Below are 16,872 nucleotides of genomic sequence, written 5' to 3' on the forward strand. Positions count from 1 at the left end.
ATGACTTCATCCCGCACAAAATTCTATCTCGATAAACAGCGTGCCAAATGGAGTGGTGTTTGCGCAGGGATAGCGGACTATACTGGGATCAATGTGTTCTGGGTAAGAATGCTCGCGATTTTTGCCACTTTCGCCATTCCGTTTCCGACGACGTTTATCGCCTATTGGGCGGCGGCAAAATTTGCCGATCCCAAACCCATCGAACTGTACGGGGACAAGGAAGAGCTGCAATTCTGGCAGGGCGTCCGCCAGTCTCCCCGTCGCACGGCGCGTGACGTGAGATCCCGCTTCCGCGAGATCGACCGCCGGCTAGCTGACATGGAACTATATTATACGACAAAGAACACGACGCTTTCGAACGAAATCGAAAAGCTGCGCTGAGTGTCGGGACATAAGGGAGATCAACTATGAATTGGGGTGGACCAGGATTTGTGATTGCGATCATCGCGGTTTGCTACGCTGGCTGGATTATCAACAACTGGGTACGCGCCAAACATGGCTATCCGCTCGAAGATGAGTGGGGCGGTAGCACCGCTAAAAGCAATCCTGACGAAGCGCGTAAAATCGAACTGCTCTCCAGCGAAAATGAAGAGCTGGTTGGCAAGATCGACCGCCTGCAGGAGCGACTGCAGGTCCTCGAACGGATCGCCACCGATCCGGCGAAGCGGACCGCGGATGAAATTGAAGCTCTGAGATCGGAGGACCGATAATATGGAACCGGACAAAGCAGCCTTTATTCTGGACATCCTGCCCTATGCCGCACTGATCAGCGCATTTGCGGTTGGCGGCTGGGTTGTGAACACCTGGATGCAGAATCAAGAACGGATACCCGCTGGAAGGAAGCTGGGGCAATGCCCTGCACCCCAGTACGGACCGCGAAGCGGTTGAGCGGGTCAAGCTGCTCACCAACGAAAATGCCGAATTGCGCGCTGAAATCGGATCGATGAAAGACCGTCTGGCCAATGTCGAACGGATTGTCACAGATGACAGCCACCGGCTGACCAGCGAAATTGACGCCTTACGCGACAAACCGGCCAACTGAGGGGAGAAGAAGATGCCAATTGAATATATTGCTCTGATGATCCCGTTTGCCGGCATGGCCATTGGCGTGTTCGCGATCTGGACCAACCATCAGCAGAAAATGATGGAAAAGCAGTCGGTCATTTCTGCAGAAAAAGCCGCACAATATGCCGCGACCAATCAGCAACTGGAACAGCGCGTGCGTGTCCTCGAGCGGATTGTCACTGACAAGGGCTTCGATCTCGCCGCACAGATAGAAGATCTGCGCGACGAATCTGCAACAAAGGAACTCAATTAATGGACTGGTTAGCGCTACTCATTCCCCTCGCCCCATTTGGCCTTGGTGGCCTGTGGATATGGACGCGCCATCAAAGCAATATGGTGGAAAAGCAAAAAGAACTGCTGTTGCTTGGCAAAAATGCACCTGAAAGCGAAGACGGCAAGCGGATGCAGGAAGAAATGAAATATCTCAAAGATCGCGTCGCAACGTTGGAACAGATTGTCACGGATGGCCATGGTGCCAAGCAACTGGAAAACGAAATAGCAAAGCTGAGAGATAATTGACGAACACGAAGAGGAGGTAAGTTTATGGGTTGGGAAGAAGCAGTTGTTGCGATCATCATTGTGGTGACAATTGGCAAAGTGATGACCAGCAAATATCGCGCACAAAACGGAATCCTGGAAGATGAAGACGGCAATGCGCTGAGCATCTCTCAAACTGCCGATCCCGATGCAGACCGCCTTCGCGAAGAGGTCCAGTATCTCAAGGAACGCGTCCAGGTCCTAGAAAAAATCGCCACCGACGATCGCGGCGCCCGCGACCTCGAACAGGAAATCGAAAAATTGAGAGACCGCTGAAGCGGCACATCAATTTTAGCATTTTAGAAGAAGAAGGAAAGCCTCATGCCAGAACCCAGTTTCTATCTGATCACGGCAGCATTTACGGTTATCGGAATGACCGCCATTTCGCTGGTTGCGTTACGCGGCTGGCGGGACTGGATCGCGCTCAAGACACGCGAACTCGAGCAAAAGCGTGACGACAATCCCCCCAGCGCCACTTCGCGCATTGAAGTGGCTGATCTGAAAGAGCGCATCCGCAAGCTGGAAGCGATTGCAGCAGGCGTGGAACTATAATTTCCTCGGCAGCTGTGCCGAAAAAATGATGACGCAGAATCCCTGACCCTGCTAGCGGACACGGATGAGCAAAATAGACGATCTGATTGAAGAATATGAGTTTCTGGAAGCCGATGACCGGTATCGGCTGCTAATTGATCTGGGAAAAAATCTCGACCCCATGCCGGATGCCCTGAAAACTGATGCGACTCTGGTACGCGGCTGCTCCGCATCCGTCTGGGTTTATCCCACACAAGCCGATGATGGCCACCTCCAGTTTCTCGCCGACAGCAATGCGGCAATCACCAAAGGCATTATCGCGCTGGTGCTGGAAACGGTACAGGGGCAGACCGCCGATAGCGTCTTGCAGACGGATATTGCGGAGACGCTCGAGCCGTTTGATCTGAAGAACCAGCTCAGCTCCAACCGCACGCAGGGCATACCCAACATGATTGCGCTCATAGAGGATACCGCCAGGCGCTATGCGACGGCGTAAGCCTCCGCGGGCGGCGCTTCTCGCTTCCCTCCTGCCGATAGTGTTGACGACTGGGTGCGCTTCAACCGACAACCCGCTTCCGGTTTCGGCGGCCACACAAACCGCCTCGGGCCTTACAGTGAATGGCATCGCTTTCTCAGCAGCGGATATCGAAAATATCACCGTGCAGCCGGAGCGCTATTCTGACTTTACCCACGGTCTGTTCATCAATCTTTCGCCCCGTGGTGCCGAGAAGTTTATCGCGCTCCAAAAAGACCTAATCGGACAGAAACTGGAACTCGCGGTCGATGGCAAAGTGATTTCAGAACCGATATTGCAGGATTATATCTATTCCGGAAACTTCGTGCTCAATGGCGGTTTTTCAGCGGCCGAAGCCGATGAGCTTGCCAGAAAAATAGCCCCAAATCCTTACTAGACTGGTTTCCAAACGCGCCGTTCCTCTGCGACCTTCAGAACATCAAAGGCCGCCTGTGCCGCCTGAAACTTCTTGGCCGCCTCTTCATCGCCCGGATTGACGTCGGGATGAAATTCCTTGGCCATCGCGCGCCAGGCCTTTTTCACCGCTTCAAAATCAACGTCCGGCGTCAGGTCAAATATTTCCAGCGCGGTCATTTCGTCGCGCGACCGGCTGCCGTCACCAGAGCCCATCCAGCTATAATGTTTGGATTCTTGATAGGCATTGGCATCTCGCTGCTCATCGGCTTCGCGTTTCGCTCGTTCTTCCTTGTCGAGTCCTTCGAAATAATCCCATCCGCGATTATATTCCGCAGCGTGTTTTTCGCAGAAATACCAGCGGTCCGGATTGTTCGGCGATTTCGGAGCGGGACAATTGCCCGCTTCATCGCAACCATGACGATCACAGATTTTCACCTGCTGCGTTTCACGGGAGCTTTCATAGCTGCCCCAGCGCGGGAACCCCCAATTGTCGGATCGCTTGGCTTTTGGCATAACGCTTTCTCTAACAAACACGGCCGGTCGGGGCCAGCCCTATCACTGAAACCTGAAAAAATACCAAAGGGTCTGTAAGCCGGGTTCTGTCCAGTCCCTTGCGAGACCTGGCCAGTCATTCATCTGCGCGATACATTGCTGCACCGCTTTAGCAACCAACCCGGGCAGCAGGCCGAAACCGCCATCAGCCGCCCCTATTTGGTTTTGCTCCGAGTGGGGTTTACCGTGCCGGCTCTGTTGCCAGACCCGCGGTGCGCTCTTACCGCACCCTTTCACCATCACAGATCCGAAGATCTTGCGACCTGCTTTCTGTTGCACTGTCCCTAAACGGCCAATCACTCGACCGCTCGCCGGATGTTATCCGGCACCCTTGTTTCGTGGAGCCCGGACTTTCCTCGAAACTATTTGCATAGTCCCGCGACTGGCCGACCCTTTGGTAGCGTCTATTTAGCGATTCCACGTTCCCTGTCGAGCATTAATGACAAGAGGATCGCGCGGCATTCCCCGTCGATCACCCCGTCAATATTGCTCGGGCGGAAACGCCGCTGAAATGCAATAACCGCGTCTTTCTCGGCGGTTATGTCATAGCCGAACCGCTCCAGCGCCAGCATGAAACCCCCATCGGTCCATGGCGGATCGCCGAGATTCAGCGGTGGTTTTTTGAGGGCGATACCGACTTTTGCGAGCCGGTCCCAGTCAAACAGTTCGCCCGGATCCTGCTTACGCGCTGGTGCAAGATCACTATGTCCAATGACATTGGAGGGCGTAATATTGTGCCGCTTGACGATCGCATGCGCCAGTCTGGTCACCGAATCCATCTGCTCTTCGGGAAACTGGCAATAGCCCCATTCGTGCCCTGGATTGACGATCTCGATTCCGATGCTCGCACTGTTCACGTCGTCAATACCGCGCCAGTAGCCGCGGCCAGCGTGCCAGGCGCGGTGCTCTTCCTTAACCATCTGAACGATCTGCCCATCCTCGGTCACGACATAATGGGCCGAAACCTTGGCGTCCGGATTGGCCAGCCAGTTTATCGCAGAGGCGGCATCTTTCATGCCGGTATAGTGCATGACCAGAATCGAAATCGGGAGCTTGCGCTCATCAAAATTCGGAGATGGCGTCCAGATCATATCCATTGCAGTCCATCTCTCCCGTTTCAGACCGCCACCACGATCAAGCGACAATCGCCCCCAGTAACAATTCCGTTTCGACCGAAGGTGAGACCCTGAGATCACCGCCATTCTGGCAGGCCAGTTCGCGGGTCATCCATGCGGCCGCGGTGCGGGCACTCAATTCCGCGGCTGGCAGGGTTCCTTCGAGAGCAGACCGAATAGCATCGTCCATCGCAATTTTGGTGCCTTCCGCCCGAACCACGACTTCGACACCCTGATCGCCTTGTTCCGCGCCGACATCCAGGCGCCCGCCGCGGACCAGCGTTTCCCGCGCGATAAGCGCCAGGTTGAGCAGGATCTTGATCGCCTTTTTCGGCAGATGGCCGGTTTGAACCGCCCATCCCAGGGTGATTTTGCCTTGATCACCGACCAGACTCTCTACCAGTTGCTTGGCTTCAGCTGGATCGACTTCATCGCCGAACCCGCCGGCGGCACCAAAGGCAAGTCGGAAATATTTCAATTTATTGGCCGACGCTTCGGCGCTGTCGGCAACCAGATCGAGACAGCGCTCGCGCATCTCGGCGTCGGTTTCGTCTTCCAGAAGTTCGAGGCCATTGTTGATCGCCCCGACCGGACTCAACAGGTCGTGGCACAATTTGGAGCATAGCAAGGCGGCCAAATCAACATGAGTCACGGCACCAGAAGATTGAGTCATTAAAGAACGCCTTTTGCTAATTACAATTCAGTCACCGGCTGTTTGGCGATTTGTGTCCCGGCAATCAAGAGTCATTGGATCAAATCGACCGTAAATTTGTCCCTTCCGGACCGCCCGCCAGGCTGCTGCGTCCTCGCCATTAACAATGATCCAGATCCGGTTGTCGGGCGCCGCCATTGCCGCGTCGGTGCGGGACGGCTGTATCGACCCTGCAGGATGGGAATGGTAATAGCCAATAATCGGGTTCCCCCCTGCCCGCATGGCCTTTTCCGCCGCTATCAGCGCAGCCGGGTCGACTTCAAAATGCCGATCCGGTTCGCCCGCTACATTTCTTGTGGGCGATGCGCGGGTAATCGCCCGCTCATCCCCGAACAGAAGGCCGCACGCTTCAAGCGGTTCACTGGCCTTCGCGTGCTGTTGCAACTGTGCCAAGACGGCGCTTGATATGATCAGGGTCATGGGCCACATCTAGCCAATGACAGCGGGCCAATCCATAAAATCCGGTTTCGTACCCGAAACCGACAAAAAGCAGAGACTGGATGCCGCTGTCGCGAGTGTTCTCGACGACTTGTCGCGAGAGCGAATAAAAAACTTGATTCTGGCCGGCAATCTCGAAGTCGACGGTCAAGCAACAACCGATCCCGCATCAAAGAAACATAGCGGGAAAGCTTTTCAATTGACTGTTCCTGCGCCAATTGAAGGCCCTGCCCAACCGCAGGACATACCTCTCGACGTGATATTTGAAGATGACCATCTGATTGTGGTGAACAAACCAGCTGGACTGGTCGTTCATCCTGCAGCAGGTCACCCCGATGGCACATTGGTGAACGCGCTCCTCCACCATTGCAAAGGGCAATTATCGGGTATCGGCGGCGTTGTTCGTCCCGGAATCGTGCACCGAGATCGACAAAGATACATCCGGCCTGATGGTTGCGGCCAAAAGTGATGAGGCGCATAAAGGACTCAGCGCGCTATTTGCGACGCATGACATTGAACGACGGTATCTCGCCATCGTCAACGGCCGCCCCAACCCGTCGTCGGGAACAATCGAGGGCGCGATTGGCCGCAGCAATGCGAACCGCAAAAAAATGGCGGTTGTCGGCGACGACAGAGGCAAGGCTGCGATTACCCACTACACCACCAAAACACCGCTAAATGGTGCGACCTTGGTGGAATGTCGTCTCGAAACCGGACGCACCCACCAGGTACGGGTCCATATGTCCCAAATCGGGTATAGTCTTATCGGCGATCCGCTTTATGGTTCTCGTCGAAAATCATTGCTTTCCCGCAGAAAAGATATTCGATTTTGCCGGCAGGCCTTGCATGCTGCTATTCTTGGATTTGTTCACCCCATAACGGACGAAAAACTGTTGTTTAACTGTAACTTTCCACCCGATATGCAGGAACTATTCAGTAAGTTGCGTGTATAAGTTTTAATGACTATATGGAAATAGACCAACGGGTGCTTGATGAGGCCCGAAGGCAAACCAAAGAAGGAACATAAAATGGCTAATGGAAGCAATGTTCCGGCAAAAATCCCTGCTTTAGGGGGGGATGCGAGCCTGAACCGATATCTTGCGGAAGTACGTAAATTTCCACTTTTGAAACCCGAACAGGAATATATGCTCGCCAAGCGTTATGCCGAGCATAAAGACCAGGAAGCTGCCGCACAGCTGGTAACATCCCATCTGCGCCTGGTGGCCAAGATTGCCATGGGCTTTCGTGGCTATGGACTGCCGGTTTCCGATCTTATTTCAGAAGGCAATGTCGGCCTGATGCAAGGCGTGAAGAAATTCGAACCCGACAGAGGTTTTCGCCTGGCAACTTACGCCATGTGGTGGATCCGCGCGTCGATACAGGAATATGTATTGCGCAGCTGGAGCCTCGTGAAAATGGGCACCACCGCAGCGCAGAAGAAGCTTTTCTTCAACCTGCGCCGGATGAAAAACAATCTGGAAGCCTTTGAAGACGGCGATTTGTCGCCTGAAGACGTGAACAAGATCTCGACCGACCTCGGCGTCGCAGAGCATGAGGTGGTCAATATGAACCGTCGCATGTCGATGGGCGGCGATGCATCGCTGAACGTGCCGCTGAATGATGACGGCGAAAGCGGTCAGTGGCAGGACATTCTCGAAGATGATGGCCCGCTTCATGATCAGGAGATCGCGGACAAGCAGGAGGCCAGTTTCCGGCATGAAATGCTCAACGAAGCGATGGAATCACTGAACGAGCGGGAACAGCATATCCTGGCAGAACGCCGTTTGTCGGAAGATCCAAAGACTCTGGAAGATCTGAGCAAGGTTTATTCGGTCAGTCGCGAACGGATCCGGCAGATCGAAGTTCGGGCATTTGAAAAGCTGCAAAAGGCAATGTTGCGCATTGCCGGAGAAAAGCAGCTGCTCACCGCGAGTTAATTTTCAAACTTCGGAATATCTCTGAATAAAGAGGCGCCCCAAACAGCATTTGTTTTCGGGGCGCTTTTTTTGTAGTTTTGGCTATGGCTGCGAAACAGAAACGGCGATCGGGTTACTTCGTCCGATGGATTCTCAAACCGATCACCTATTTTCTGCTGATCAGCATTGCTTGGGTTGGTTTGATGGCACTGGTTCCTCCGCCATTCACTGCCACAATGGCCATGGACGAAAACAGCATCACCAAAGACTGGGTCCCCTTTTCCGATATCTCGCCCAATCTCGTGCGGGCGGTCATCGCGGCCGAAGACAGCAAATTTTGCCAGCATGATGGGTTTGACCGGGAAGCGATAAAAACCGCGATGAAGCGCAATGCCGAAGGCGGGCGTATTCGCGGTGGCTCAACTATTTCCCAGCAGACCGCCAAAAATGTCTTTCTGTGGCAAGGCGGTGGCTATTTCCGCAAGGGTCTGGAAGCCTATTTCACCTTTCTGATCGAAACCATCTGGAGCAAGAAGCGAATCATGGAAGTCTATCTGAATGTCGCGGAGACCGGCATAGGCACTTATGGCGCTCAGGCTGGTGCACAGCGCTATTTTCAGAAAAACGCCGCCGACTTGACGCCGACCGAAGCGGCCCGCATTGCCGCCGCCCTGCCTTTGCCCAAGAAACGGGCGGTCAACGGCGCGACGGGATTCACCCGCCGCTATGGCAACACCATTGCAGCGCGGATCAATATTGTAAAAAATGAAGGTTTGGACAACTGCATCTACAAATAGAAAACGCCTGATGCTTGCCGAGAATCTGACAGCTTAGGTCGTCCGATCAAGTTCTGCTGTGCGGCTCCTCACAGCCCCGCAAATCGCATTCCGTGTATATTGCATAAAATCATCACAATCCTGTGTGATGATTGCTTATGTTCGGTTCATATTGAACTGTTTATATATGTAACCGAACAATTGATTTTGACGAAACTAGTTACAGAGATGTAAAGTTCAGAAGGACAACTTATGTGTAGCGACTTGCCCCCATTCAAGAACCGCTTCGTGGATCCGGTCGATGATCAGACCATCCCGCCGATCCCCCTTTTATTGAAGCAAAGCGATTCGATTCGGTCCCTGTTCAAGACATAGGGAGCAACGGGCCGCCACACTGAAAGGAATTTTACCGAGAAAACGACATGATACTGGATCTGACAACAGGCGATGTGCCTGAAACAATCGACACCGATCTTTGCATCATCGGCGGCGGTGTTGCCGGCCAGATGCTCGCGGAAGCCCTGAGCACATCGCAACGGGATGTGGTTCTTCTGGAGAGCGGCGGCCGTGATTTTGACCCTTATGTACAGTCCCTGGCCGAAGGCAGCAATATCGGCATGCCTTACTATGATCTGGACGACGCGCGCCTGCGTCTGTTTGGCGGGACTGCGGCCATCTGGGGCGGGCGATGTGCCGAACTGGACGATATCGATTTTGAAAAGCGCGCTTTTGTACCGCATAGTGGCTGGCCGATTTCCAAGGCCGACCTCGCCCCCTATTATGAAAAAGTCTTTGCCCGCCTGGGTTTGGTTCAACCCGGTGCCCGGGACCTCTGGCAAATGATTGACAAAGCACCACCGCCTTTTGATCCCGCACGACTGCACAGCGATTTGTGGGTTTTTGACGAGCAGGGCGAACGATTCACCAAGCCCGATCAGGATCGGTTTGCCTCCAGCCGGATCGTGCTCAATGCGACGGTTACAAATATTCAGGTCAATGAACAAAATGCCGTGCAACATGTTCGTGCAGAGAGTGTCGCAGGACATTGTACCCGCATCAAAGCCAAAGCTTTCGTTTTGGCCGCTGGTGCGATTGAAACCGTCCGGCTGTTGCTCGGCAGCGTGAGCAATAGACCAGAAGGCCTGGGCAATGATCGCGATCTGCTGGGCCGGTTTTTCATGGAACACCCCCATGCCCGCGGCGGAGAGTTCATACCGGTCAATCTTGCCCAGACTCTATTGGCCCTGCCCCGTGCGATCCGCCACAACGGTCAACGCTACGCGGCCTATTTGCGCCCGGCAGACGCCCTGCAACGGGAACGCGGAATATTGAACAGCTCGATCAGTATCGCGCCGCGCATGCGCGAGGGGGAAAAAATGGAACTGTTTCGATCGGCCGCTAGCAAATTCAAACATGGCTTGCCTTCGAACCGTTTCTGGCGGTCCAACTATCATCGGCTGAAGAAACTGGCGATCAAGGGACTGGAATGGACGGACCCCTGGTCTTCGATCATCAACATGAAATATAATCGCGACAAAATGGGTGTTTTTGCAATCGTACGCGCCGAACAGGCCCCCAATCCCGACAGCCGCGTCCAGCTCGGGTCCGAGCGCGACCGCCTGGGTATGCGCAAGGTTGCTCTGAACTGGCAGCTTTCCAGCATCGACAAGGATAGCATTCGAGTGTTGATGGAAACCGTGGCGGACGAATATCAGCGGCTTGGCTGGGGCGATGTGACGTTATCCGACTGGCTGACCGACCCTTCGGCCCTGTGGAAATCAGACCCGCTGATCTCTGCGCACCCGATTGGCGGCTATCACCATATGGGCGGAACCCGGATGAGCAACGGCCCGGATACCGGTGTGGTCGACCGCCATTGCAGGGTGCATGAAAGCCCCAACCTCTATGTGGCAAGCAGCAGCCTGTTTCCTACTGGCGGCTGGGCCAACCCCACAGCGACCATCATGGCGCTGTCGTTGCGGCTGGCGGATCATCTGGAAAATGTCCTGGATGACGCCGGAGCGGCGCACCAACGGAATTTCGAACCCCGTGCGTCAATATCATCGACAGCATAAGATTCAGGGCCGAAACACCTGCCCCGGCTGACAAGACTTCACAATCAATGCTGAAAAAAAGCGCCGGCCTCAAACCAATGGGGCCGGCGTCTTTTTAGTTCATAGCGGACCCGCAGCTGCGCTAGGCCGCGTCTTCTTTTTCGGGTTTCGTGCCCTTGGCGATCACCTTGATAGGATCCTTGCGGCCTTCCACGACATCCTTGTCGATGACAATCTCGTCCACGCCTTCAAGATCGGGCAGGTCGAACATTGTATCGAGCAGGATATTCTCGACAATCGACCGCAGGCCACGCGCACCGGTTTTCCGCTCGATGGCTTTTTTGCCCACGGCGACCAAGGCATCATCGGTGAAGGTCAGTCCGACATCTTCAAGCTCGAACAATTTCCGATATTGTTTGACCAGTGCGTTTTTGGGTTCCTGCAAAATCGTCACCAATGCGTCGATATCCAGATCTTCCAGCGTCGCGATCACCGGCAAACGACCGACAAATTCGGGAATCAAACCAAATTTGAGCAGATCTTCCGGCTCGCCTTCGGCCAGCAATGCACCGACCTTGCGTTCTTCAGGCGCAGCAACATGGGCGCCAAAACCGATGGACTTGGCTTCCAGACGGTCACCGATAATCTTTTCAAGCCCGGCAAAAGCCCCGCCGCAAATGAACAGGATATTGGTGGTATCAACCTGCAGAAATTCCTGCTGGGGATGCTTGCGGCCGCCCTGCGGGGGGACGCTGGCCGTTGTGCCCTCCATTAGCTTCAGTAAAGCCTGCTGAACACCTTCACCCGACACATCGCGGGTAATCGACGGATTTTCCGCTTTGCGGCTGATTTTGTCGATTTCGTCAATATAAACGATACCCCGTTGGGCTTTTTCGACATTATAATCAGACGATTGCAGCAATTTCAGGATGATATTCTCGACATCTTCACCCACATAACCCGCTTCGGTCAGGGTTGTCGCATCCGCCATCGTAAACGGCACGTCAAATGTCTTGGCCAGCGTCTGCGCCAGCAAAGTCTTACCGCAGCCGGTTGGACCGACCAGCAGGATGTTCGACTTTGCGAGTTCGATATCGCCGGATTTGGCCGCGTGATTGAGGCGCTTATAGTGATTGTGCACCGCGACCGACAAAACCCGCTTGGCCCGGTTTTGACCGATCACATAATCGTTCAACACATCGCAGATTTCCTGCGGCGTCGGCACTTCACCGTCTTTTTTGCCGGTAATCGCACCTTTGGTTTCTTCGCGAATAATGTCGTTGCACAATTCAACGCATTCATCACAGATAAAAACAGTGGGTCCGGCAATCAATTTGCGGACTTCATGCTGGGACTTTCCGCAGAACGAGCAATACAGCGTGCTCTTCGAATCCGATCCCGTCAATTTCGTCATATAAAGTCCTTAAAACTGGCTTAGGCCATTAATCTAACCACCGGTTGGCAAAATGCTACCGCTTTTTTTGGCACAAGGCTGCTGTTGGCCCATGCTTAGCCGATGGGGCCTTAAATTTCGTTTAGCTTGGCGCTAACCGGTTATTTATCATCTTCCGCGGGCTTGGGGCGCTTGTCGTAAACTTCGTCCACGATTCCAAACGCTTTTGCCTCATCGGCTTCGAGAAACGTATCCCGGTCCATCGCCTTTTCAATCTCTTTGATCGGCTTGCCGGTATATTTGGCGTAGAGCTCGTTCATCCGGCTGCGGATACGTAAAATTTCCTGTGCCTGGATCTCAATGTCCGATGCCATGCCCTGGGCGCCGCCGGAAGGCTGGTGCACCATGATTCGGGCATTGGTGGTCGCCATCCGCATGCCCGGCTCGCCAGATGCCAGCAAAAAGCTGCCCATCGACGCCGCTTGACCGACGCAAACCGTTCCGACGCGCGGACGAATATATTGCATGGTGTCGTGGATCGCCATGCCTGCTGTTACAACGCCGCCGGGGGAGTTGATATACAGGTAGATATCCTTTTTCGGGTTTTCCGATTCCAGAAACAGCAGCTGCGCGGTGATGATCGACGCCATGCCGTCTTCCACCGGACCGGTGACAAAAACAATCCGCTCCCGCAAAAGCCGTGAAAAAATGTCAAAACTGCGCTCACCACGGTTGGATTGTTCAATGACAACCGGAACCAGAGCATCAACAATCGGGTTGCGGTCGTTAGAATCGAAAGGGTTCATGAATATTCCTTATTAGCTAATCAGGGTCTATATCTGGACTCTGCGCCAAGCAATCAACCCCCGATTGCGATTGGATGACATTGCGCATCAAATAAGCCGCGTCTATGCTCCGGACATATTAACAATAAACCCGGTTTCTCAGGAGCAATTAATGACCGTTTTTTCACCATCCATTCCCCAGTTCTCAGCCGAAGATGACAATAATGGCGCCAATCCCATGGCGCTGATGATGAACCGGATGCTGGAAACCCGCACCGTCCTGCTGTTCGGCGGCGTCGATCAAAAGCTCGCAGAACGGGTGTCGGCCCAAATATTATATCTTGATCATGTCAGCGACGAACCCATTCGCTTGATCGTCAACTCCCCCGGTGGCCATGTCGAATCCGGTGACACCATCCATGATCTGGTCGACTATATCCGTTCCCCGATTGCCATGATCGGCACCGGCTGGGTCGCCAGTATCGCAACCCACATATTCCTGGCTGTCGCACCTGAGCGCCGCTTCTGTTTGCCAAACACCCGCTTTTTGATCCACCAGCCCTCTGGCGGCGCAGGCGGCAAAGCGTCTGACATTGCCATTCAGGCCGAAGAAATCGTGAAGATGCGGGAACGCATTGCCCAGAAAATCGCCGAAGCAACCGGACAGAAGCTCGACCGGGTGCTCAAGGATATTGACCGGGATTACTGGATGTCGACGGAGGAAGCCAAAGATTATGGCATTCTCGGCACGGTGATCAAACACGCGACCGACGTCACGTTTTAAACTTGTGTAATCGATAAGCTAGCCGGAACAGATCTCCTGTTTCCGGCTAGCTTTTGATTCGATTACTTTTTGGCGGCTGGCTTTTTTGCGGCCGGTTTCTTGGCGGCGGGCTTCTTGGCCGGCGCTTTCTCAGCAGCTTTCTTCGCTGGCGCTTTTTTGGCTGCAGCTTTTTTCGCCGGAGCCTTTTTCTTGGCGGCGGGCTTGGTTTCGGCCTCGTCTTCCGCCTCAATCGCGGCTTCCAGCTCTTCGCGGGTTACGGTTTTGTCCGAAATGTCCGCTTTTTCAAACAGGAAGTCGACAACCTTGTCTTCGTACATCGGCGCGCGCAACTGGGCGGCGGCCATGGCATCCTGCTGGATATATTCAACAAACCGCTGGCGATCTTCCTCGCGATATTGCTGTGCGGCCTGCTGAACCAACATGCCCATTTCCTGCTGGCTGACTTCCACGCCATTGGCCTGGCCAATCTCGGAAAGCAACAGACCCAGACGGACCCGGCGCACCGCGATTTCGCGATATTCGTCCTTCTCGGACTCCATTTCCTTCTTGGCTTTTTCAGGATTTTCTTCCTGCGCGGCTTCCTGTTCGAGCTGCTGCCAGATCTGGTTGAATTCGGCTTCAACCATCGATGGCGGCACGTCGAAATCATGGTTGGCGGCCAGCTGGTCCAGCAGCTTCCGCTTCATGTGAGTGCGCGTCAGGCCGTTGAGTTCCTGTTCGATCTGCCCTTTGAGCAGCTCGGTAAGCTGGTCCAGACCTTCGAGGCCCATGGCTTTCGCCATTTCGTCGTCAGCCTTGGCTTCCTTGGCGGTCTGCACTTCAGCGACAACCACATCGAAAGTGGCGTCTTTGCCTTTCAGCGTCTCGACATTATAATCATCCGGGAAGGTTACTTTCACCAGCACTTCGTCATTGGCTTTCTTGCCGACCAGCTGGTCTTCAAAGCCAGGAATCAAGCGGCCTGAGCCGAGTTCGATCGCCATGCCCTCGCCTTTACCGCCGTCAAACGGAACACCGTCGACCTTGCCTTCAAAGTCGATCAGGCACTGATCACCGATCTTCGCCTTGTGGCTTTTGGGTGCGGTTTCGAACTGCTTCTGGCTTTCGGCGAATTTCTGCAGTGATTCCGCGACAGTTTTTTCGTCGGCTTCGACTTGCAGGCGCTCGAGCTTCAGGTCTTCAATGGAAGGGGTCGGAACTTCGGGGAGAATTTCCATCTCCACTTTCACTTCGGCATCCTTGCCTGGCTCATAGCCGTCTGCCAGCGTCACGCTCGGCTGCATCGCTGGGCGCAGGCCGTTGTCGGCGATGGTTTTCTCGACACTTTCCTGCACCGAGCTGCTCAGCGCGTCCTGCATCAGGGCGTCATTGTGCATTTTCCGGACCAGATTGGTCGGGACCTTGCCTTTGCGGAAGCCAGGCATGTTTACCTGTGGGGCGAGTTTCTTGACCTCGTTGTCGACGCGGGTTTCAATGTCCTTCGCGGTGATTTTGATGTCATAGGCCCGTTTGAGACCTTCGTTCAGCGTTTCAACAATCTGCATGATAACCCTTTAATGCCTTCATAAATTTCATTTCGAACCGGAAGTTCGGTGTTTTTGGTGCGGGCGAAGGGACTCGAACCCCCACACCCGAAGATACCAGAACCTAAATCTGGCGCGTCTACCAATTCCGCCACGCCCGCACGAGAAACACCGACAATCCTGATCGAATTTTGGTTGACGCGTGCGCCTAGCGGAAAGGTGCGAGAAGGGCAAGGGCGCTTTGCGCTGACCGTTCCCTTATCGGGTCGCTTAACCCAGCACCTTCTTCAGCAGTTCGTTCACCACCTGCGGATTGGCCTTGCCCTGCATGGCTTTCATGGTCTGGCCGACGAAAAAGCCGAACAGCTTGTCCTTGCCGCCGCGATATTCCGCCACCTTGTCCTCATTGGCCGCCATGACGTCAGCAATGACTTTCTCGATCGCGCCGGTGTCGGACTCCTGTTTGAGCCCCTGCTCTTCGACGATCTTGGCTGCACCGTCGCCAGTTTCGAGCATGATCTCGAACACCTGCTTGGCGATTTTACCGGAAATTGTCCCATCCGCCACCAGGCCCAGCAATTCCGCAGCCTGCGCCGGCGAAACCGGGCTTTTTTCAATGGTCAGCCCCATTTTGTTGATCGCTCCGAACAGTTCGGAGGTCATCCAGTTGGCCGCGGCACTCGCAATTTTCTCAGGCTGATCGGTGGTTTCGAGCAATTCTTCAAACCACAGAGCGGTTTCATGCTCGGCCGTCAGAACCGCCGCATTATAGGCGCTCAGGCCAAGGACATTCTTGTACCGGGCGCGCTTCTCGTCCGGCAGTTCCGGCAAACTGGCTTTGCAGTCGAAGATGAAATCATCTTCCAGTTCCAGCGGCAACAGGTCGGGATCCGGGAAATAGCGATAATCATGCGCGTCTTCCTTGGACCGCATCGACCGCGTTTCATTCTTGTCGGGATCGAACAGGCGCGTTTCCTGCACGATCTCGCCACCACCCTCGAGCACGTCGACCTGGCGCTGGGCTTCATATTCGATCACCTGCTGGATGAAGCGCATCGAATTGACGTTCTTGGTCTCGGTGCGGGTGCCCAGCTCTTCGCCCGGCTTGCGCACACTGACATTGACATCGGCGCGCATCGAACCCTGTTCCATATTGCCGTCACAGCTGCCGACATAGCGAAGAATCGATCTGAGCTTACGGACATAAGCCGCTGCTTCCTTGGGAGACGTCATATGTGGCATCGAGACGATTTCCATCAGCGCCACACCGCAGCGGTTGAGATCGACATAGCTCATTGTCGGATGCTGATCATGCATCAGCTTGCCGGCATCCTGCTCGATATGAATGCGTTCCACGCCAATCGCCTTGCCATGGGCATCCGGATCTTTTTCGTCCAGCGAGATGTGGATTTCGCCTTCTCCGACAATCGGATGATAGAGCTGGGAAATCTGATAGCCCTGCGGCAAATCGGCGTAAAAATAGTTTTTCCGGTCGAACCGCGAATATTTGTTGATCTGGGCGTTGATCGCCAGACCGGTGCGCACCGCCTGACGAACGCATTCCTTATTGAGCACCGGCAACATGCCCGGCATGGCGGCGTCGACCAAGCTAACCTGACTATTCGGCTCCGCGCCAAATTCGGTCGAGGCCCCGGAAAAGAGCTTGGCGTTGGAGGTTATCTGCGCGTGCACCTCGAGGCCGATCACGACCTCCCATTCACCGGTTCCGCCCTGGATACGATAGGTTGATTCAGTCATGC

20 protein-coding genes, 1 tRNA gene, 1 other RNA gene and 2 pseudogenes are annotated in these 16,872 nt (G+C 54.5%); 14 read left to right on the forward strand and 10 right to left on the reverse strand.

Annotated elements, in window-relative coordinates:
* The 9 genes and pseudogenes from pspC (at position 1) to ACZ1GS_RS09125 (ending at position 3,044) form a co-directional block, all read left to right on the forward strand.
* Entirely contained in the window at positions 1-381 is a 381-nt protein-coding gene (pspC, locus tag ACZ1GS_RS09085) for an envelope stress response membrane protein PspC (protein WP_472694891.1), read from the forward strand.
* Between the two features lie 26 nt (positions 382-407).
* Positions 408-710 (forward strand): hypothetical protein, encoded by a 303-nt coding sequence (locus ACZ1GS_RS09090; RefSeq protein ID WP_472694892.1) that lies wholly within the window; start codon positions 408-410, stop codon positions 708-710.
* A gap of 1 nt (position 711) precedes the next feature.
* Positions 712-1,042 (forward strand): annotated as a pseudogene (locus ACZ1GS_RS09095) (hypothetical protein).
* Positions 1,043-1,054: 12 nt separating this feature from the next.
* Complete coding sequence (locus tag ACZ1GS_RS09100) at positions 1,055-1,318, forward strand: hypothetical protein (protein WP_472694893.1); 264 nt, start codon at positions 1,055-1,057, stop codon at positions 1,316-1,318.
* Positions 1,318-1,584, forward strand: coding sequence for a hypothetical protein (locus tag ACZ1GS_RS09105; protein WP_472694894.1), 267 nt, complete (start codon positions 1,318-1,320; stop codon positions 1,582-1,584). The genes ACZ1GS_RS09100 and ACZ1GS_RS09105 overlap by 1 nt, the downstream gene beginning before the upstream one ends.
* Before the next feature lie 24 nt (positions 1,585-1,608).
* Positions 1,609-1,878, forward strand: a complete 270-nt coding sequence (locus ACZ1GS_RS09110; protein WP_472694895.1) for a hypothetical protein — start codon at positions 1,609-1,611, stop codon at positions 1,876-1,878.
* A gap of 45 nt (positions 1,879-1,923) precedes the next feature.
* Entirely contained in the window at positions 1,924-2,154 is a 231-nt protein-coding gene (locus tag ACZ1GS_RS09115; protein WP_472694896.1) for a hypothetical protein, read from the forward strand.
* 64 nt (positions 2,155-2,218) lie between these two features.
* Entirely contained in the window at positions 2,219-2,629 is a 411-nt protein-coding gene (locus ACZ1GS_RS09120; protein WP_472694897.1) for a SufE family protein, read from the forward strand.
* 118 nt (positions 2,630-2,747) lie between these two features.
* Positions 2,748-3,044, forward strand: a complete 297-nt coding sequence (locus tag ACZ1GS_RS09125; protein ID WP_472694898.1) for a SecDF P1 head subdomain-containing protein — start codon at positions 2,748-2,750, stop codon at positions 3,042-3,044.
* On the opposite strand, the gene ACZ1GS_RS09130 is transcribed toward ACZ1GS_RS09125, so the two are convergent.
* From ACZ1GS_RS09130 to ACZ1GS_RS09150, 5 genes are all read right to left on the reverse strand, one after another.
* Positions 3,041-3,577 carry a J domain-containing protein gene (locus ACZ1GS_RS09130; protein ID WP_472694899.1) on the reverse strand — a complete coding sequence of 179 codons (537 nt, stop codon included), beginning with the start codon at positions 3,575-3,577 and terminating at the stop codon, positions 3,041-3,043. The two genes, ACZ1GS_RS09125 and ACZ1GS_RS09130, sit on opposite strands and share 4 nt — an antisense overlap.
* Positions 3,578-3,636: 59 nt before the next feature.
* Positions 3,637-4,014, reverse strand: an RNA gene (rnpB, locus tag ACZ1GS_RS09135) — RNase P RNA component class A.
* A 6-nt stretch (positions 4,015-4,020) separates the two neighbouring features.
* The gene (locus tag ACZ1GS_RS09140) at positions 4,021-4,713 is read right to left on the reverse strand and encodes an N-acetylmuramoyl-L-alanine amidase (RefSeq protein WP_472694900.1); all 693 of its coding nucleotides are present in this window, start codon (positions 4,711-4,713) and stop codon (positions 4,021-4,023) included.
* 37 nt (positions 4,714-4,750) lie between these two features.
* Positions 4,751-5,404: a histidine phosphotransferase family protein gene (locus ACZ1GS_RS09145; RefSeq protein ID WP_472694901.1), complete on the reverse strand. Its 654-nt coding sequence runs from the start codon at positions 5,402-5,404 to the stop codon at positions 4,751-4,753.
* A 27-nt stretch (positions 5,405-5,431) separates the two neighbouring features.
* Positions 5,432-5,863, reverse strand: coding sequence for a M67 family metallopeptidase (locus ACZ1GS_RS09150; protein WP_472694902.1), 432 nt, complete (start codon positions 5,861-5,863; stop codon positions 5,432-5,434).
* A gap of 16 nt (positions 5,864-5,879) precedes the next feature.
* Between ACZ1GS_RS09150 and ACZ1GS_RS09155 the strand changes: the two are divergent.
* The 4 genes and pseudogenes from ACZ1GS_RS09155 to ACZ1GS_RS09170 all read left to right on the forward strand — a co-directional run bounded on the left by ACZ1GS_RS09155 (position 5,880) and on the right by ACZ1GS_RS09170 (position 10,648).
* Positions 5,880-6,834 (forward strand): annotated as a pseudogene (locus ACZ1GS_RS09155) (RluA family pseudouridine synthase).
* Between the two features lie 75 nt (positions 6,835-6,909).
* On the forward strand, positions 6,910-7,818 hold the full coding sequence (rpoH, locus tag ACZ1GS_RS09160) for an RNA polymerase sigma factor RpoH (protein ID WP_472694903.1): 909 nt from the start codon (positions 6,910-6,912) through the stop codon (positions 7,816-7,818).
* 83 nt (positions 7,819-7,901) lie between these two features.
* Complete coding sequence (gene mtgA, locus ACZ1GS_RS09165) at positions 7,902-8,594, forward strand: monofunctional biosynthetic peptidoglycan transglycosylase (RefSeq protein ID WP_472694904.1); 693 nt, start codon at positions 7,902-7,904, stop codon at positions 8,592-8,594.
* A gap of 401 nt (positions 8,595-8,995) precedes the next feature.
* Positions 8,996-10,648: an FAD-dependent oxidoreductase gene (locus tag ACZ1GS_RS09170; RefSeq protein WP_472694905.1), complete on the forward strand. Its 1,653-nt coding sequence runs from the start codon at positions 8,996-8,998 to the stop codon at positions 10,646-10,648.
* A 121-nt stretch (positions 10,649-10,769) separates the two neighbouring features.
* On the opposite strand, the gene clpX is transcribed toward ACZ1GS_RS09170, so the two are convergent.
* Both clpX and ACZ1GS_RS09180 read right to left on the reverse strand, forming a co-directional pair.
* On the reverse strand, positions 10,770-12,041 hold the full coding sequence (gene clpX, locus ACZ1GS_RS09175; protein ID WP_472694906.1) for an ATP-dependent Clp protease ATP-binding subunit ClpX: 1,272 nt from the start codon (positions 12,039-12,041) through the stop codon (positions 10,770-10,772).
* A gap of 140 nt (positions 12,042-12,181) precedes the next feature.
* Positions 12,182-12,826, reverse strand: a complete 645-nt coding sequence (locus tag ACZ1GS_RS09180; protein WP_472694907.1) for an ATP-dependent Clp protease proteolytic subunit — start codon at positions 12,824-12,826, stop codon at positions 12,182-12,184.
* 151 nt (positions 12,827-12,977) lie between these two features.
* On the opposite strand from ACZ1GS_RS09180, the gene ACZ1GS_RS09185 reads away from it, so the two are divergent.
* Positions 12,978-13,589, forward strand: a complete 612-nt coding sequence (locus ACZ1GS_RS09185) for an ATP-dependent Clp protease proteolytic subunit (RefSeq protein ID WP_472694908.1) — start codon at positions 12,978-12,980, stop codon at positions 13,587-13,589.
* 62 nt (positions 13,590-13,651) lie between these two features.
* Here the strand turns inward: ACZ1GS_RS09185 and tig are convergent, their stop codons facing one another.
* The 3 genes from tig to gatB all read right to left on the reverse strand — a co-directional run bounded on the left by tig (position 13,652) and on the right by gatB (position 16,870).
* Positions 13,652-15,133, reverse strand: coding sequence for a trigger factor (tig, locus tag ACZ1GS_RS09190; RefSeq protein WP_472694909.1), 1,482 nt, complete (start codon positions 15,131-15,133; stop codon positions 13,652-13,654).
* 55 nt (positions 15,134-15,188) lie between these two features.
* Positions 15,189-15,273: transfer RNA gene (locus ACZ1GS_RS09195), tRNA-Leu, on the reverse strand.
* Between the two features lie 109 nt (positions 15,274-15,382).
* Positions 15,383-16,870, reverse strand: a complete 1,488-nt coding sequence (gatB, locus tag ACZ1GS_RS09200) for an Asp-tRNA(Asn)/Glu-tRNA(Gln) amidotransferase subunit GatB (protein WP_472694910.1) — start codon at positions 16,868-16,870, stop codon at positions 15,383-15,385.
* Positions 16,871-16,872 lie beyond the last annotated feature (2 nt).

This window comes from Parasphingorhabdus sp. W113 (genome assembly GCF_055693205.1).

What these genes read in the sequence shown, in the direction of transcription:
- pspC (WP_472694891.1), top strand. Translation starts at nt 1, where the DNA reads ATGACTTCATCCCGCACAAAATTCTATCTCGATAAACAGCGTGCCAAA.
- ACZ1GS_RS09090 (WP_472694892.1), top strand. Translation starts at nt 408, where the DNA reads ATGAATTGGGGTGGACCAGGATTTGTGATTGCGATCATCGCGGTTTGC.
- ACZ1GS_RS09100 (WP_472694893.1), top strand. Translation starts at nt 1,055, where the DNA reads ATGCCAATTGAATATATTGCTCTGATGATCCCGTTTGCCGGCATGGCC.
- ACZ1GS_RS09105 (WP_472694894.1), top strand. Translation starts at nt 1,318, where the DNA reads ATGGACTGGTTAGCGCTACTCATTCCCCTCGCCCCATTTGGCCTTGGT.
- ACZ1GS_RS09110 (WP_472694895.1), top strand. Translation starts at nt 1,609, where the DNA reads ATGGGTTGGGAAGAAGCAGTTGTTGCGATCATCATTGTGGTGACAATT.
- ACZ1GS_RS09115 (WP_472694896.1), top strand. Translation starts at nt 1,924, where the DNA reads ATGCCAGAACCCAGTTTCTATCTGATCACGGCAGCATTTACGGTTATC.
- ACZ1GS_RS09120 (WP_472694897.1), top strand. Translation starts at nt 2,219, where the DNA reads ATGAGCAAAATAGACGATCTGATTGAAGAATATGAGTTTCTGGAAGCC.
- ACZ1GS_RS09130 (WP_472694899.1), bottom strand. Translation starts at nt 3,577, where the DNA reads ATGCCAAAAGCCAAGCGATCCGACAATTGGGGGTTCCCGCGCTGGGGC.
- ACZ1GS_RS09140 (WP_472694900.1), bottom strand. Translation starts at nt 4,713, where the DNA reads ATGGATATGATCTGGACGCCATCTCCGAATTTTGATGAGCGCAAGCTC.
- ACZ1GS_RS09145 (WP_472694901.1), bottom strand. Translation starts at nt 5,404, where the DNA reads ATGACTCAATCTTCTGGTGCCGTGACTCATGTTGATTTGGCCGCCTTG.
- ACZ1GS_RS09150 (WP_472694902.1), bottom strand. Translation starts at nt 5,863, where the DNA reads ATGACCCTGATCATATCAAGCGCCGTCTTGGCACAGTTGCAACAGCAC.
- rpoH (WP_472694903.1), top strand. Translation starts at nt 6,910, where the DNA reads ATGGCTAATGGAAGCAATGTTCCGGCAAAAATCCCTGCTTTAGGGGGG.
- mtgA (WP_472694904.1), top strand. Translation starts at nt 7,902, where the DNA reads ATGGCTGCGAAACAGAAACGGCGATCGGGTTACTTCGTCCGATGGATT.
- ACZ1GS_RS09170 (WP_472694905.1), top strand. Translation starts at nt 8,996, where the DNA reads ATGATACTGGATCTGACAACAGGCGATGTGCCTGAAACAATCGACACC.
- clpX (WP_472694906.1), bottom strand. Translation starts at nt 12,041, where the DNA reads ATGACGAAATTGACGGGATCGGATTCGAAGAGCACGCTGTATTGCTCG.
- ACZ1GS_RS09180 (WP_472694907.1), bottom strand. Translation starts at nt 12,826, where the DNA reads ATGAACCCTTTCGATTCTAACGACCGCAACCCGATTGTTGATGCTCTG.
- ACZ1GS_RS09185 (WP_472694908.1), top strand. Translation starts at nt 12,978, where the DNA reads ATGACCGTTTTTTCACCATCCATTCCCCAGTTCTCAGCCGAAGATGAC.
- tig (WP_472694909.1), bottom strand. Translation starts at nt 15,133, where the DNA reads ATGCAGATTGTTGAAACGCTGAACGAAGGTCTCAAACGGGCCTATGAC.
- gatB (WP_472694910.1), bottom strand. Translation starts at nt 16,870, where the DNA reads ATGACTGAATCAACCTATCGTATCCAGGGCGGAACCGGTGAATGGGAG.